The following is a 14862-nucleotide window of genomic DNA, read 5'->3' as shown; positions in this document are numbered from 1 at the left end:
GGCTGACGACAACGGTAATTCCTGTCATGGGGCCGGGGCTAGGCTCGCGACGTGATCTGCGAGGAGTGGTCGGCCGACGGTCTGGACCGGCGGTACCCGCGTAACGACGAGCCCACCCTGCGGGTCAATTTCATCGCCAGCGCCGACGGCGCGGTCTCGGTCGACGGTCTCTCCGGCGGCCTGCACGGCCCCGGCGACAAGGAGATCTTCGACAGCCTGCGGATGGTGTGCGACGCGCTGATTGTCGGCTCGGGCACGATAAAAGCCGAGAATTACGACGCGCTGCGCCTGACACCCGCGGCTCGTGCGTGGCGCCGGCAGCATGATCTACCGGAATTTCCGCTCATGGTGATCGTCTCCGGCAGCCTGAATCTCAACTACCAGCAGCTGATCTTCACCGACGCGCCGGTCCGCCCGATCGTGCTGACCCATGCCGGCGCGGACACCTCCGAGGCCGCGAAGCACGCCGAGGTGATCGCGGTCGGCGACCACGGCCAGGTCGACCTGGCCGCCGGCCTGGCCGCGCTGCACGCCCGCGGCGCCACCCAGCTGCTCTGCGAGGGCGGCCCCAGCCTGCTCGGCACGATGATCGCCGAAGACCTGGTCACCGAGCTCTGCCTGACGGTCTCGCCGCTGCTGGTCGGCGGCGGCCCCGGCCGCATCGCGGCCGGGGCGCCGGGCGCCGCCCGGAAGATGTCGCTGCGGCACATCCTCACCCGCGAGGACATGCTCTTCCTGCGCTACGCGCGTCAGGGCAACTGACCGGCTCGATCCACGATCGCCACCTTCAGCTGGGCGGTCCATCGAGAGACGACACCCTTCGGGTACGGCTTGAGGTCACCGACAACTACCACCCGCTCGCCCAGGAAGTCGTACGTCGTCGCCTCGAAGATGTAGTCGAACCGGACGTCCTTGGAGTCGGACAGCCGAGAGACCGCGATGCCCTTGCGGCCGGCCAGGTCGGCCTGCTTGACCAGGGTCGTCCCGGGGATGGTGGCGGCCGCCTCGAACATCGCGGCCTGCGCCTCCGGCGGGAGGTACTGCTCACGCAGCGTGTCGGCGATCTTGTTCCACGCCGTGGCGTCCGCGCCGTTCCCGGTGTCGGGGTCCGAGTAGAGCCAGGCCCGCATCTTGGCCGGGTCGGTGGGCAGGTTCGTCACGTAGGCCGGTGCCGTGCGACCGTCCAGCGGCAACTCGTTGACCTCGCCGGTCTTGACCACGGTGGTGCGCAGCAGGCCGGGCTTGACCCCGTCCACGGCCAGCCAGATCTTCCGGTTGATCTCCTTGGGCGGCACCCAGGTCGGTTTCGTCTCCAGGTTCTCCACGTTGTCGGTGGCGTCGATCGACTCGACGTAGACGAACTGGCCGGGCTTGGCGACCAGGGCCGGCCGGCTGCGGGCCTCGGCGGCGGCCAGCCGGAACACCCCGGCCGCATCGGTGGCGGTGGCCGGCGTGCTCGGCGCGGTCGGCGCGGCGGTGATCGGAGGTGCGGAGACCTCCGGGCGGGCCGTCACGACGGCGACCGTGACCGCCGCGGCCAGCGCCCCGACCGGGACCAGCCCCCAGGCCCAGCGCCGGCGCGGCGGCGGGGTGTGGAACATCCGGGCGCGGGCCCGGCTGAGCGCCGCCGGGTCGGCCGGCGGCAGGTCGGCGCGGAACCGCTCGACCAGTTCGAGGTCATTCATCGTCGAGTCCTCCGTCATGTCCGAGGGGGTGTCCGAGGGCGGTGCGGATGCGTTTGCGGGCGCTGTGCAGCCGGGAGCGGACCGTCCCGACCGGGATGCCCAGGGCCAGCGCCACCTCCGGGTAGCTGAGCTGGGCCTGACTGACCAGGGTCAGCACGTCGCGTTCGCCGGCCGGCAGCTTGGCGAGCACCCCGGCCAGGGCGCGCACCTCGCCGGCCGCGTCGACCCGGGCTTCGATCCGGTCGTCGGTGGCGTAGACCGGGTCGACCCCGGTGCGGGCGAGGGCGCGGTACTGGCGGATCTCGGCGCGCTGGTGGCCGCGGAGCAGGTTGGCGGCGATGCCGTACAGCCAGGGTTGGCAGTCCGGGTATGACATGTCGTATTTGTCGCGTCGGCGGAACGCGACCAGGAAGGTCTCGGCGGTCAGGTCGTCGGCGAGCGAGGAACCCACCCGCCGGGCCAGGTAGCGGTGGATCGTCGCGGCGTGCCGATCGAAGATCTGACCGAAGGTCTCCGGCTGGGACACGGAGCTGCGGATCAGGTCTTGATCGGCCACGACGTCGGTGTGGGTCACGGTCCTCCTCAACAAGTCGTCACCCGTCATTGACCGATCGGCCGAGATCGGTTCGATAGTGGGGCGCGCCTCCACAACCTGGGCAAGATCTTGTGGATAAATCTGTGGATGACCACCAGAAGTTGTGGACAACCCATGCCAACCCACACTGGGTGCGGGTTCTGTCGTACCCCTGGTGCAACATGATCGGCGTGTCTGACGAAACTTCCCCCGTCGGGCGGGTGCTCGGAACAGCGGATGCCACACCGCTCCAGTTCTGGACGGCCGTGACCCCGGGCAGCTACCTGCAACTCGACGACGTCGTGGTGACCAAGCGTGAGCTGCCGGACCGCGAACCGGTGACGATCGCGGGAGTGGTCACTCAGGTCCGGGCGCGGCACGAGGGCGCGCAGTTCGACTCCGACGTCTTCGCCATCGCCGAGGGCACCCTCCCGGCCCTGGTGCAGGAGGCGGCCGAGATCACCACCACCCGGGTCGACCCGGAGCTCTACGTCCCGCCCGCTCCCGGCGCGGTGGTGCACCGGGCCACCGGCGCGGCCCGCGACGCGGCCCTGCACTTCGACCGGATGGAACGGCGCATCCCGATGGGCACCGGCCGGGACGGCGTTCCGGTCTTCCTCAACGCCGACTTCCTCGACGGCACCCGGGGCGCGCACGTCTCCATCTCCGGCATCTCCGGCGTGGCGACCAAGACGAGCTTCGCGACGTTCCTGCTCTACTCGGTGTTCCGCTCCGGCCAGCTGGGCGCCGACGGGGCCAACGCACGCGCGCTGATCTTCAACGTGAAGGGCGAGGACCTGCTGTTCCTCGACCACCCCAACACGAAGCTCGACGAGAACACGATGGCGAACTACAAGCTGCTCGAGCTGCCCGCCACCCCGTTCTCCGACGTCCGGGTCTACGCCCCGCCGCGGGCCGGCGACTCGTCCGGCGCCCCCGACGTGAGCAGCCGGCTGACCGGCGTCGACGCGTTCTACTGGACGCTCGAGGAGTTCTGCGAGAAGAAGCTGCTGCCCTACGTGTTCGCCGACGCCGACGACGAGCGCCAGCAATACACCATGGTGGTGCACTCGGTGACCGCCCACCTCAACCGATACGCGGTGCCCGCCGAGGGCGGCATCAGCATCGACGGCCGGCGCATCTCCTCCTACGGCGACCTGGTCGACCACGTCGTCGAGCAGCTCACCGACGACGACACCCGGTCCACCTGGGCCGGCAGCGCGATCAACATGGGCACGGTCAACGCGTTCGCCCGGCGGCTGATCGGCAGCAAGCGCGACCTGTCCCGGCTGATCCGCGGCGACCTCGCCTCGCGCCGCCCGCACCAGATCAAGACCGCCGAGTCGGCCCAGGTCACGGTCGTCGACCTGCACAACCTGCCGGACCGCGCGCAGCGGTTCGTGGTCGGCGTGACGCTGAAGACCGAGTTCGAGGAGAAGGAGAAGGCCGGCACCGGCCGTCCCCTGCTGTTCGTGGTGCTCGACGAGCTGAACAAGTACGCCCCGCGCGAGGGCACCTCGCCGATCAAGGAGGTGCTGCTCGACATCGCCGAGCGCGGCCGCTCGCTCGGCGTGATCCTGATCGGCGCCCAGCAGACGGCGAGCGAGGTCGAGCGCCGCATCGTGACCAACTCGGCGATCCGGGTGGTCGGCCGGCTCGACCCGGCCGAGGCGGCCCGCCCGGAGTACGGCTTCCTCCCGCCGGCCATGCGCCAGCGCGCGCTGCTGGCCCGGCCCGGCACGATGTTCGTCAACCAGCCCGACATCCCGGTCCCGCTCTGCGTGGAGTTCCCGTTCCCGGCCTGGGCCACCCGCAAGTCCGAGTCGGGCCCGCCGCCGGCCGAGACGATGCGCTCGATCGTCCAGGCCGCCGATCCGTTCGCCGTCGTGGGTGGCCGCGGTGGCCGCGCCGACGACGACATTCCGTTCTAGGGTCTAAGGTTCCGCGATGCGCATCCTGCACACGTCTGACTGGCACGTCGGGAAGGTCCTGAAGGGCCGTAACCGGCTCGACGAGCACATCAAGGTGCTGGCCCAGGTCGTCGAGATCGCCAACGCCGAACGGCCCGACCTGGTGATCGTCGCCGGTGACCTCTACGACACGGCCGCCCCGACGGCCGACGCGACCCGGGTGGTGACCAGGGCGTTGTCGGCGCTGCGGCGCACCGGCGCGACGGTGGTGGCGATCGGCGGCAACCACGACAACGGCCCGGCGCTCGACGCGCTGCGTCCGTGGGCCGACGCGGCCGGCATCGAGTTGCGTGGCGCGATTCGGGAAAACCCCGAGGAACTGCTGATCAAGGGCCAGACCGAGGCGGGCGAGCGGTGGCAGCTGGTCGCGCTGCCGTTCTTGTCGCAGCGGTACGCGGTGCGCGCCGCGGAGATGTACGAATTGTCGGCGGCCGAAGCGACCCAGACCTACGCCGATCACATGGCCCGGTTGATCGAGAAGCTCGCCGAGCCCTTCGCCGAGCCCGGCGTGATCAATCTGCTTACCGCCCACCTGACGATCGTCGGGGCGTCGGCCGGCGGCGGCGAGCGCGAGGCGCACACGATCATGGGCTACGCGGTGCCGGCCACGATCTTCCCGCGCAACACCCACTACGTCGCCCTCGGCCACCTGCACCGGGCCCAGTCGGTGATCTCGCCGTGTCCCACCCGCTATTCCGGCAGCCCGCTCGCCGTCGACTTCGGCGAGGAGGAAAACATCCCGTCGGTCGCCATCGTCGACGTCGGCACCGACAAGGCGGCCCGGGTGCGGGACGTGCCGATCACTTCGGCCCGGCCCCTGCGCACCGCCCGGGGCACCCTCGAACAGCTCTCAACGGTGAACCTTCCGGACGCCTGGCTCCGTGTCTTCGTTCGCGAGACGCCCCGGGTCGGCCTCCGTGAGGACGTGCAGGAGATGCTGCCCAACGCGCTCGAGGTCCGGATCGACCCGGAGATGATGCCGAACAGGGCGGGGGAGCGGATGGCACAGCGGGCCGGCCGGTCCCCGCGCGAGCTCTTCGGCGACTACCTGGACGCCCGCGGCAACGCCGAGGAGGGCGTCCGCGAGCTCTTCGACGAGCTGTACGACGAGGTGAGCAGCACGCAATGAGTGAGCGAAGCGTGCCCGACCGGCTGACCGATCGCAGTGAGGCGGGCTTATGAGGCCAATCCGGCTGGACATGACCGGGTTCACGGTGTTCCGGGACGAGACCACCGTGGACTTCACCGACGCCGACTACTTCGCGCTGGTCGGGCCGACCGGCTCGGGCAAGTCGACGGTGCTCGACGCGATCATCTTCGCCCTCTACGGCCAGGTGCCGCGCTGGGGTGGCGCCCGGGGCATCGCCAACGCGCTCGCGCCCAGCGCCGTCGAGGCCAAGGTCCGGCTGGTCTTCGAGTCGGCCGGGGAACGGTTCGTGGCGACCCGGGTGGTGCGCCGGGACGGCCGGGGCAATGTCAAGACCGCCGGGGCCGGCCTGCAGCTGATGCCGCAGGGCTTCGACGTGACCAAGCTCGACACCGGCATGGACCTCGACGACCTGGGCGAGGTGCTGGCCGGCACCCCGGCCGAGATGGACGAGGCGGTGCAGGGCGCGGTCGGCCTGCCCTACGAACAGTTCACCAGCTGCGTGGTGCTGCCGCAGGGGCAGTTCGCCGACTTCCTGCACGCCAAGCCGGCCACCCGCCAGCAGATCCTGGTCAACCTGCTCGGCCTGCACATCTACGAGGACGTGCAGACCCGCGCAGCCGGCCGGGCCAGCACCGCCGAGGCCAAGCTGGCCGTGGTCGACCAGCAGCTGACCGGTCTGACCGACGCGTCCGACGAGGCGGTCGAGGCGGCCGAGGGCGTGCTGACCCGGATGCGGCAACTGACCGCCGCGGTCGAGGCGTCGGTGCCCGGCCTGCGTGCGGCCCGGCAGCAGGAGTCCGAGGCGGCGACGACCCGGGACGGGCTGGACGCGGAGTTGCGGGCGCTGGCTTCCGTCCGTACACCCCCGGGAAGTGCGGAGATCGGCGGCGCGACGGCGGCAGCCAGGGCGAGCGCCACCGAGGCCGCGAAGGAGGTTCGCACGGCCGAGGAGCGCGAGGAGAAGATCCGCGGCGAACTCGCCGCGGCCGGCGATGCCGGCTCGCTGAAGCTGCTGCTCGATCGGCACGCCGAGCTGGAGCGACTGGTCGGGCAGGAGGAGTGGTTCGCCGGCGAGGTGCAGGTCGCCGAGGTCGAATACAAGGACGCGGTGGTCGCGGCCGACCTCGCGCACAGCGCGCACCTGGGCGCCACCCAGCTCCTCGAGCAGGCCCGCCTCGATTACACCGAGGCGCAGCGGCTCGACAAGGCGGCCGCGTTGCGCGCCCATCTGACCGTCGGTGGTCCGTGCCCGGTCTGCGAGCAGACCGTGGCCGAGGTGCCGGTGATGCCGGCCGGTTCGGCGGTGCACCAGGCCGAGGCGACCGGCAAGGCCGCCCGCGCCGCCGCCGAGGTGGCCGAGTCGGGCTGGAAGCAGCGCGACGCGGTGGCCCGCAAGCTGGAGGGCAACCTGGAGCGCAAGCGCGCCCAGCACGAGCACCATGTGTCCCGGGTCAAAGAGGTGCGCGGCGTCGTGGCCGGTTCGCCCGGCGTGCCCGCGCTCGAACGGCAGCTGGCCGAGCTCGAGGTGCTGCGGCGCAAGCTCGACCAGGCCGGCAACGCGGTGCGGACGAGTCGCGAGGCGCAGCGGACGGCGCAGGCGGCCGCGCACGCGGCCGAGGAACGGGAGCGCACGGCCTGGCGCACGTTCGACGAGCTGCGCGACCGGGTGGCCCGGTTCGGGCCGCCGCCGGCCGAGCGCGACGACCTGTCGGCTGCCTGGGTGACCCTGGTCGAGTGGGCGGCCGGGGAGCATCGGCTGCGGGCGACTGCCCGGGACGCGGCTCAGGCCGCCGTCTCGGCCGCGCACGAGGCGACCGTGCACGCGTTCGCCACGGTGGGCGCGCTGTTCACCGAGGCCGGGGTGTCGCCGCCGGCCGGTGGCGACGAGTCCGACCTGATCCGGGCGGCCGCGGTGGCGGTCGAGCGGGCCGACGCGGTCTGGAAGCGCCTGGCCGACCGGCGCGAGCAGGCGCAGCAGCTCAGCGAGCAGCGGATGACGCTGCAGCGGGACGGCCGGGTCGCCAAGGCTCTCTCCGGCCATCTGCGGGCCAACAACTTCGAGCGCTGGCTCCTCGAGGAGGCACTCGACCTGCTTGTCGACGGCGCCTCCCGCATTCTGCGCGAGCTGACCGGCGGGCAGTACGACCTGATGCACGACAAGGGCGAGTTCTACGTGCTCGACCACCACGACGCCGGGCTGCGGCGCGGGGTGCGCACGCTGTCCGGCGGCGAGACGTTCCAGGCCTCGCTGTCGCTCGCGCTGGCCCTGTCCGAGCAGCTGGCCGGCATGTCGACGACGGCCGCCAGCCTGGAGTCGATCGTGCTGGACGAGGGGTTCGGCACGCTCGACGCGGCCACGCTCGACGTGGTCGCCGCGACGCTGGAAAATCTGGCCGCCCGGGGCGACCGGATGGTCGGCGTGGTCACCCACGTGAACTCGCTGGCCGAGCGGGTGCCGGTGCGGTTCGAGGTGCACAAGGACGCGCGCACCGCGCACGTGGAGAGGGTCGGCCTGTGACGCGAATGTTCGTCGATGCCTGGGATCCGTCCTACGGGTCGTCCTTCGAGGGCGGCGGCGGTGAGGACGGACCGGCCTCGCCGAGCAGCGCCCAGGTCGACACCGACGTGGAGGTGCCGGCCGCCGAGTGGGCGCCGATCGACGTGGCGCCCGGCGTGCAACGCCCCGACGTGGTGTTTCTCGTCGACGGGGTGCGGCGCAACGACGCCGGGCTGTGGACCCAGGAGGAGGACGGCACCTCCTATGCCGGCCTGGCCGCGTCGTTCGCGGCCGGGGTGGTGCGCTGCGACCTCGCCCGCGGCTCGGCCGAGATGGTCGGCGCCGAGGTGCGGCGCGGACTCTTCACGGCCAGCCCGTCGGCGCAGGACGTGCAGACCCAGCTGGTGCGCTACGAGGTGCGCCGGCTGGAGGGGCCGGGTGAGGCCAGCAAGCTCCCGTCGGCCGTCCAGCCCAAGCTGACCGAGCTCGAGCTGGAGATCTCGGCGGTGGCCCGCGGGGGCACCGCCGATCTGCTGGTGGTGGACGGTCCACTTCGCAACCGGCGGCACCTGGTCAACACGATCGGCTACGTGAAGACCCAGCAGAAGCAATATCTGCCGGCCACGCTGACCCAGGTGGTGACCGCCCTGCGGCCCGGCCAGCGCACCCCGGTCTTCCACCTGGGCACGGTCTGGGGTGGATGGTCGTGGTATTTGCGGTTGCCCGGCGGCTCCGGCGCGCCCTGGTCCGGGATCGTCCGGGTGGAGTGCTCGCCCGACCTGACCCCGGAGCAGGCAATCGACCTGGCCGAGATCTCCAGCGCGACGCTGCCCCGGTTCGCCTCGTCGGCGTACAAGGACCCGCGAGCGCCGCAAAATCTGGTGCCGATCGCCGGGCTGGAGCGCCGGCTGCGCGGGATGCTCGGTGACGCGCGAGTGCTGCACCGGCAACTGACCGTGGCCACCGCACGAAACCGGTCCTAGGTCCGAAAGGTCCGAACGGGCGGGCTGCAGCGACCCGGGAGCGCTCCCACGGAGACGCTCCGAGAGCGCGCGCCTACGCACCGGTAATACGGACCGTCTGTGCGTCCGCGCAGCTCAGAAGGGCGTTTCCTGGGACGCGTGTGACTGAGTATTATTCGGCTGCCCTGGTAGGCATATCGGTGCAGATGGATGAATTTGATCGTCTGCAAGCAAGCAGCGATATGCCTCGTGCCGCCCCCACACGACACCGGAGGACAGTTGAGAACCATCGTCCCGGAAATTTTCCCGCCCACATTGATCCCGGCCGGGCCCCCGAGCCGTATCTCAGGCGACGGGGAAAGCTCCGGGCGGAGGTATCAATGCATGCGGTGGTCGAGGATCGACTCGCGCCGGACGGGATGTGCCTGATGACACAGCAGCGATCCGGTGGTCGGTGGCAGTCTCTCGACGGCGGCCGTGGTGTGGACGAAGGCAGTTCGGTGATTCCGCGGCAGGCCCCTCGGCACGGTGCTCCCGAGGCGAAGGAGCCCAGCCACGAGGACACCCTGGTTCGGATGCTCTACGAGGAGCACGCCGGTCCTCTGCTGATGTTCGTGCTGCGTCTGACCGGCGGTGACCGGCAGCGCGCCGAGGACATCGTGCAGGAGACCCTGCTGCGGGCCTGGCGCAACGCGCACCGGCTCGGCGCGCAGGGTCAGCAGTCGCTGCGCCCGTGGCTGGTGACCGTCGCCCGGCGGATCGCCATCGACGACCACCGCAGCGCCAGTGCTCGGCCCGCCGAGACGTACGACCGCGAGCTGGAGAGCTTCCCGAGCATGTCGGACGACACCGACCGGGTTCTCCAGTCGATGACCGTGTCCGACGCGCTGCGCGAGCTGAGCCAGTCGCACCGCGAGATTCTGATCGAGACCTATTTCCGGGGGCGGACGGTGCCCGAAGCAGCGGAGAAGCTCAATCTTCCGCTGGGTACCGCTAAGTCGCGTGTGTATTACGCTCTGCGTGCGCTGCGTACGGCGCTGCAGCAGCGGGGGGTGACGGAGTAATGACCCAGGAAGACCACTACGACGTCGCGTCGTACGCGTTGGGGGTGCTCGACGAGCGGGATGCCGCTCAGTTCGAGGACCATCTCATCGAGTGCCCGCGCTGTGCCTTCGAGCTGGAGTCCTTCGTTCAGGTCGCCGACCTGCTCGCGGACGTCGACGCGGGTGCCGTGATCGCCGCCGAGGAGTCCCAGCGCGACGGGCGCGTCCTGACCAAGATGATCGGCGAGGTGCGTCACGACCGCCGCCGTGCCAACAGCCGCCGGCTCTACTCGCTGGCCGCCGCCGTCGTGATTTTCGCGATGCTGTCGATCGGTGCACTGTTCGCGGGCGGCAAGTGGTTCGCCCCCGACCAGAAGGCGACGACGAACACCGCCGAGCGCGGCAGCGACCAGCTCGACCCGCTGCCCAACTCGGACGACGGCCCCGGTGTCGGTGGCCCCGACCTGACCGGCCAGCGGTACAGCGGCAGTGACCCGCGCACCGGCGTGCATGCCGACGTGGCGCTGGAGAAGAAGGACTGGGGCACCCAGATCTCCTTCGCCATCTCCAACATCAAGGGGCCGAAGGTCTGCCGGCTGCTGGCCGTGCACACCGACGGCACCAGCGAGTCGCTGGTCTCCTGGAGCGTGGGGGAGAAGGGCTGGGGCACCGCCGCCAACCCGTCGCCGCTGATGCTGCAGGCGATCACCGCGACGCCTCGTGAGGACATCGCGCACATCACCGTGCAAGAGGTCACCGCGGCCGGAGCCGGCGACACCCTGGTTCGCGTACCGTAATAATTGCGTAGCTGAAAGCGAAGGGCCCGGGCCGGAATGGCCGGGCCCTTTGTCGTGTCCAGGGGAAACGCTGACTTCAAAGGAAATTAAGGAAATTGATTGGGCCGAGTGTTCATCCAACTCGGCGCGCCCCCCGTACTACAGGCCGGAAACGCCAGATGCAGGAACAGCTGGAGGGCACACCGTGGTACCGGAGAAGCGAAAGTTGATGGTTGCGGGTGCTGCCATCGCCGCAGCGTTCGCAGTGGCCGGCTGCGCCCCGCAGGGATACGACGCCGCGGACTACGGCAACGCCGCCGAGCCCGCCTCAAATGACGTTGCAGCCACCGCCGACCCGGCGGCCACCGCCGACCCGGCCGCTACTTCGGACCCGGCCGCGCAGGCCGACCCGGACGCCACCGCGGCCCCTGGATCGGATACCAGCACCGCGCTCTCCGACGAAGAGGTCACCAACAAGCTGACCGGCACCGCCGTCAAGCGGATGGGTGAGGTCGTCGAGAACGAGGACGGTTTCGTCCTCTACCGCTTCGACGGCGACTCCAACAACCCGGCCAAGTCCAACTGTGCCGGTGACTGCGCGAAGATCTGGCCGGCCGCCCTCACCAACGACGGCAAGCCGACCCTCAAGGGTGTCTCGGCCGACGTGGTCGGCACGGTGACCCGGGCCGACGGCACCAAGCAGCTGACCATCAAGGGCTGGCCGCTCTACACCTACATCGGTGACAAGAAGCCCGGTCAGTGGAAGGGCCAGAACGTTTCCGGCAAGTGGTTCGTGATCAAGCCGGATGGTGCCAAGAACCTCACCTGTCTTCCGGCGGTGTCCAAGCCGGTAGCGCCGCCCGCCGACGAATCCGCGGATTCCGGTACCGCCGGCAGCGACTACAGCTACTGACCCGAACGCCATTTCGTAAACCGCTCTCTCGGAGGTCGAAAATGTTTGCCGCTCGCTCCTCTCGCCGGCTCAAGCGCTGGTTGGTGGGCATTTCGGCAATGGTGCTCGCGTTCCTGGTGGCTCCGGTTTCCCCGGCGCATGCCGCGGGCGGGGACATCCCGGTTCCGGCTACCACCTTCAAGGACAAGGGCGCCGGCGCGGTCAGTGCCGCCGATCTGGACTTCGTGGTCAAGGTCCGGCTCGCCGGGCTCTGGGAGATCCCGGCCGGCAACATGGCGCAGGAGAAGTCGGACGACCCGCGGGTCGTCACCATCGGCAAGTCGATCGCCGCCCAGCACGTGGTGCTCGACCAGCTCGACCGCGACGTGGCCAAGAAGCTGGACATCCAGCTTCCGTCCGAGCCGAACGCGGACCAGCAGGGCTGGCTGGGCGAGATGAAAGCGGCGAACTCCACGACTTTCGACCAGATCTTCATCGACCGGCTCCGGGCGGCACACGGGAAGATCTTCCCGGCCATCGCCTCGATCCGGGCCACCACCCGCAACGACTCGGTCCGGCAGCTGGCCCAGCAGGCCAACCAGTTCGTCATGACGCACATGACGCTGCTGGAGTCGAGCGGCATCGTCGACTACGGCGCTCTGCCGACGGCCGCCGCCCCGGTGGCGCCCGGTGGAGGACCGGTGCCGGTTGACGCGCAGATGGTCGCCGCGGCCAGCAGTGGCAACAGCGGCATCCCCGGTGCCAACACCACCGTGATCCTCCTAGTCCTCGCCGCCGCACTCGTGGCCGGCGTCATCACGACCATGCGCATCTTCCGGGCGCGGTAATCCCCGAAACCTCGTCCAGGTCGAGACAGAGAAAGGTGTCACCCCATGCGAAGGTCCCACTACCGCCGGCGCGCATCCACGAAGTCAGGCTGGTTCAGTGGCCGGCGCCGGATCATCGCGGTGGCCGGCACCCTGGCGGTGTTCGGCGGCATTCTGACCGTCACCCAGGTGTCGAATGCGAGCACCGATCGGACGCAGAAGAAGGCCCTGTCGGCGTGTAACAACGTGTCGGCGCCGGCGGCATCGAAGTTGTCCACCAAGACCCGCAAGGGCAGCTGGACCGAGGAAAACGGGGCGGTGACCCAGCACGCCGACGACGGCGCCGGTGACGTGGTGACCACGGCCGAGCTGCGCGCCCGCTGCCGCCGTTGGGTGATGAACAACGTCGGCAACAACAACGGCAACGGCGGGGCGGCCACGTCCGCGCCGGCCGCGACCGTAACGGCGACCGCGACCGCGACGGCCACGAACGACACCAACGCCGGCAACGGTCAGAACGGCAATGGCAACAACGGCGGCAACAACGGTGGGAACAACGGCGGCAACAACGGCGGCAACAACGGTGGCGGCCAGGCCACCACGGCTCCGCCTGCCGAGACCACCACGGCGGCCCCGCCCGCCGACAACGGCAACAACAATGGTGGGAACAACGGCAACAACGGTGGCGGCCAGGCCACGACCCCGCCCCCCGGCGCCGGTCTGGGTGTCCTGACCAACAGCTGTGACACCAGCAACCTGCTGGCGCACGACGGTTTCCAGAAGGGCGACCGCTGCGTCTCCACCGAGTTCGGTGAGGTCTCCAGCGCCGCCAACAACTCGTCGCTGCTGATCACCCAGGCGCCGAACGTGGTCAAGGTCAACACCCCGTTCACCCTCAAGGTGAGCACCCGGAACCTGATCCGGGACCGGTTCCTCGCGGCCGGTGCGGGCGGTTACTACGTGGAGAGCTCGGTGCTGCAGGACGGCATCGTCCGCGGTCACTTCCACACCGCCTGCCGCATGCTCGCCTCCACCCGGGAAGCTCCGGACCCGGCCCCGGTGCCCGCGTTCTTCGTGGCCACCGAGGACAAGAAGGGTGGCAAGGCGCCGGACGAGGTGACCATCTCGGTCCCCGGTCTGCCGACGCAGGGCACCGCGCAGTGTGCCTCCTGGGCCGGTGACGGTTCGCACCGTATTCCGATGATGGAGCGGGCGAACGAGACCCCGGCCTTCGACGCGGTGAAGTTGCGCGTCGTCAACTGATCCACGGACCGCCGCGGACCGGTATCGAACCTGACCGGGGCAGGGCCGCCGACACGGCCCCGCCCCGCCAGGACCCCCCGTCGACACCGGTTGGTCGTTCTTCCCCCTGACGGGCGGCCGCAGCGGATGGTTCAAGGCGATCCGGATCACTCGGGTGTCCGGTCGCCCCCCGATGGCCCTGACCGGGAGCGCGGTCAGGGCCATCGGTCTGGGCTTCAGAGGGAAGGCTTGAAAAGGAAGCTAAGGTGGCCCGGTGAAGGAAGTGACCCGCCGGCTGATCCCGCCCGAACGGTTCCACTTCGCCCGCACCCTGGCCCCGCTGCTGGCACCGCAGTTCGACCCGATCGGCCGGCTGTCCGCCGACACGTTCAGCCTGGCGGCCCGCACGCCCGATGGCCCGGCGGCGATCCACCTAAGTCGCGAAAAATCGGGCGAAATAGAAACAAAAAGCTACGGCCCGGGCGCCGAGTGGCTGGCCGGCAACGCCGACGCGATAAGCGGGCTCCGGGACGACGTGACCGGATTCCCGGCCCTAGCCCAAAAGCACGAGCTCGTAAGACAGCTGGCCCGCACCTTCGCCGGCATCCGGATGCCGAGAACCGGGATGGTCTTCCACCGCGTACTCCGGGCGATCCTGGAGCAGAAGGTAACCGGCGTCGAGGCCTTCCGGGCGTACCGCCAGATCGTCAAGAAATTCGGTGAGCCGGCGCCAGGCCCCGGAGATCTGCTGCTCCCGCCCGATCCCGCCGCGATAGCGGCGACGCCCTACTGGGCGTTCCATCCGCTCGGCGTCGAGCAGCGCCGCACCCAGGCCCTGCTGCGCGCGGCCCAGGTCGCCGCCCGTCTGGAGGAGTGCGCCGACAGCGAGACGGCGACCAGAAGACTGACCGCCCTGCCCCAGATCGGCCCGTGGACCGCCGCCGAGGTGGTCCGGATCGCCTACGGCGACGCCGACGCGGTCAGCGTCGGCGATTATCACGTGCCCAACACGGTGGCCTTCGGGCTGGCCGGTGAATCCCGGGGCACCGACGAGCGGATGCTGGAGCTCCTCGAGCCGTTCAAGGGACACCGCGGCCGGGTCTGTGACCTGCTCGCGCACGGCGGCATCCGGGCGCCGCGGTTCGGTCCGCGGATGCCGATCCGGTCCTTCGCGAGGTTCTGACGGGCGTATCCCAGCCGGTCTGGGTAAGTTGGTCCCCTCGTGATCGCTTTGGCCCAGGAGA

13 protein-coding genes are annotated in these 14862 nt (G+C 70.2%); 11 read left to right on the top strand and 2 right to left on the bottom strand.

The features are described from left to right. Positions 1 to 51 precede the first annotated feature (51 nt). Positions 52 to 762: a pyrimidine reductase family protein gene (locus Ate02nite_RS05190; RefSeq protein ID WP_203799619.1), complete on the top strand. Its 711-nt coding sequence runs from the start codon at positions 52 to 54 to the stop codon at positions 760 to 762. Here Ate02nite_RS05190 and Ate02nite_RS05185 read toward each other — a convergent pair. Continuing rightward, positions 750 to 1685: a CU044_5270 family protein gene (locus tag Ate02nite_RS05185; RefSeq protein WP_203799604.1), complete on the bottom strand. Its 936-nt coding sequence runs from the start codon at positions 1683 to 1685 to the stop codon at positions 750 to 752. The two genes, Ate02nite_RS05190 and Ate02nite_RS05185, sit on opposite strands and share 13 nt — an antisense overlap. After that, positions 1678 to 2259 carry an RNA polymerase sigma factor gene (locus Ate02nite_RS05180; RefSeq protein WP_239147132.1) on the bottom strand — a complete coding sequence of 194 codons (582 nt, stop codon included), beginning with the start codon at positions 2257 to 2259 and terminating at the stop codon, positions 1678 to 1680. Before Ate02nite_RS05180 ends, Ate02nite_RS05185 begins: the two co-directional genes overlap by 8 nt. A 182-nt stretch (positions 2260 to 2441) precedes the next feature. Here Ate02nite_RS05180 and Ate02nite_RS05175 point away from each other — a divergent pair, with 182 nt between their 5' ends. The 10 genes from Ate02nite_RS05175 to Ate02nite_RS05130 all read left to right on the top strand — a co-directional run bounded on the left by Ate02nite_RS05175 (position 2442) and on the right by Ate02nite_RS05130 (position 14801). Then, a complete protein-coding gene (locus Ate02nite_RS05175; RefSeq protein WP_203799599.1) occupies positions 2442 to 4190 on the top strand; it encodes an ATP-binding protein in 1749 nt (582 codons plus the stop codon). A 16-nt stretch (positions 4191 to 4206) separates the two neighbouring features. Next, positions 4207 to 5358, top strand: a complete 1152-nt coding sequence (locus Ate02nite_RS05170; protein ID WP_203799596.1) for an exonuclease SbcCD subunit D — start codon at positions 4207 to 4209, stop codon at positions 5356 to 5358. Between the two features lie 49 nt (positions 5359 to 5407). After that, entirely contained in the window at positions 5408 to 7897 is a 2490-nt protein-coding gene (locus tag Ate02nite_RS05165) for an AAA family ATPase (protein WP_203799593.1), read from the top strand. After that, on the top strand, positions 7894 to 8859 hold the full coding sequence (locus Ate02nite_RS05160) for a hypothetical protein (RefSeq protein ID WP_203799590.1): 966 nt from the start codon (positions 7894 to 7896) through the stop codon (positions 8857 to 8859). The genes Ate02nite_RS05165 and Ate02nite_RS05160 overlap by 4 nt, the downstream gene beginning before the upstream one ends. A 359-nt stretch (positions 8860 to 9218) precedes the next feature. Further along, positions 9219 to 9902 carry a sigma-70 family RNA polymerase sigma factor gene (locus Ate02nite_RS05155; RefSeq protein WP_203799587.1) on the top strand — a complete coding sequence of 228 codons (684 nt, stop codon included), beginning with the start codon at positions 9219 to 9221 and terminating at the stop codon, positions 9900 to 9902. Then, positions 9902 to 10678 carry a zf-HC2 domain-containing protein gene (locus Ate02nite_RS05150; RefSeq protein WP_203799584.1) on the top strand — a complete coding sequence of 259 codons (777 nt, stop codon included), beginning with the start codon at positions 9902 to 9904 and terminating at the stop codon, positions 10676 to 10678. The genes Ate02nite_RS05155 and Ate02nite_RS05150 overlap by 1 nt, the downstream gene beginning before the upstream one ends. A 208-nt stretch (positions 10679 to 10886) precedes the next feature. Next, complete coding sequence (locus Ate02nite_RS05145) at positions 10887 to 11570, top strand: COG4315 family predicted lipoprotein (RefSeq protein WP_203799581.1); 684 nt, start codon at positions 10887 to 10889, stop codon at positions 11568 to 11570. Between the two features lie 41 nt (positions 11571 to 11611). Further along, positions 11612 to 12397 (top strand): DUF4142 domain-containing protein, encoded by a 786-nt coding sequence (locus Ate02nite_RS05140; protein ID WP_239147131.1) that lies wholly within the window; start codon positions 11612 to 11614, stop codon positions 12395 to 12397. 45 nt (positions 12398 to 12442) lie between these two features. Beyond that, a complete protein-coding gene (locus tag Ate02nite_RS05135) occupies positions 12443 to 13639 on the top strand; it encodes a Pecanex-like protein 1 (RefSeq protein WP_203799578.1) in 1197 nt (398 codons plus the stop codon). A 262-nt stretch (positions 13640 to 13901) separates the two neighbouring features. Next, entirely contained in the window at positions 13902 to 14801 is a 900-nt protein-coding gene (locus Ate02nite_RS05130) for a DNA-3-methyladenine glycosylase family protein (protein ID WP_203799937.1), read from the top strand. Positions 14802 to 14862 lie beyond the last annotated feature (61 nt).

This window comes from Paractinoplanes tereljensis (assembly GCF_016862435.1).
GTDB classification, from domain to species: domain Bacteria; phylum Actinomycetota; class Actinomycetes; order Mycobacteriales; family Micromonosporaceae; genus Actinoplanes; species Actinoplanes tereljensis.
The sequence above is the reverse complement of the archived record's forward strand: the minus strand, read 5'-3'. Positions and strand labels throughout refer to the sequence as shown.

What these genes read in the sequence shown, in the direction of transcription:
- Ate02nite_RS05155 (WP_203799587.1), top strand. Translation starts at nt 9,219, where the DNA reads ATGCATGCGGTGGTCGAGGATCGACTCGCGCCGGACGGGATGTGCCTG.
- Ate02nite_RS05145 (WP_203799581.1), top strand. Translation starts at nt 10,887, where the DNA reads ATGGTTGCGGGTGCTGCCATCGCCGCAGCGTTCGCAGTGGCCGGCTGC.
- Ate02nite_RS05135 (WP_203799578.1), top strand. Translation starts at nt 12,443, where the DNA reads ATGCGAAGGTCCCACTACCGCCGGCGCGCATCCACGAAGTCAGGCTGG.
- Ate02nite_RS05185 (WP_203799604.1), bottom strand. Translation starts at nt 1,685, where the DNA reads ATGAATGACCTCGAACTGGTCGAGCGGTTCCGCGCCGACCTGCCGCCG.
- Ate02nite_RS05140 (WP_239147131.1), top strand. Translation starts at nt 11,612, where the DNA reads ATGTTTGCCGCTCGCTCCTCTCGCCGGCTCAAGCGCTGGTTGGTGGGC.
- Ate02nite_RS05170 (WP_203799596.1), top strand. Translation starts at nt 4,207, where the DNA reads ATGCGCATCCTGCACACGTCTGACTGGCACGTCGGGAAGGTCCTGAAG.
- Ate02nite_RS05175 (WP_203799599.1), top strand. Translation starts at nt 2,442, where the DNA reads ATGATCGGCGTGTCTGACGAAACTTCCCCCGTCGGGCGGGTGCTCGGA.
- Ate02nite_RS05165 (WP_203799593.1), top strand. Translation starts at nt 5,408, where the DNA reads ATGAGGCCAATCCGGCTGGACATGACCGGGTTCACGGTGTTCCGGGAC.
- Ate02nite_RS05150 (WP_203799584.1), top strand. Translation starts at nt 9,902, where the DNA reads ATGACCCAGGAAGACCACTACGACGTCGCGTCGTACGCGTTGGGGGTG.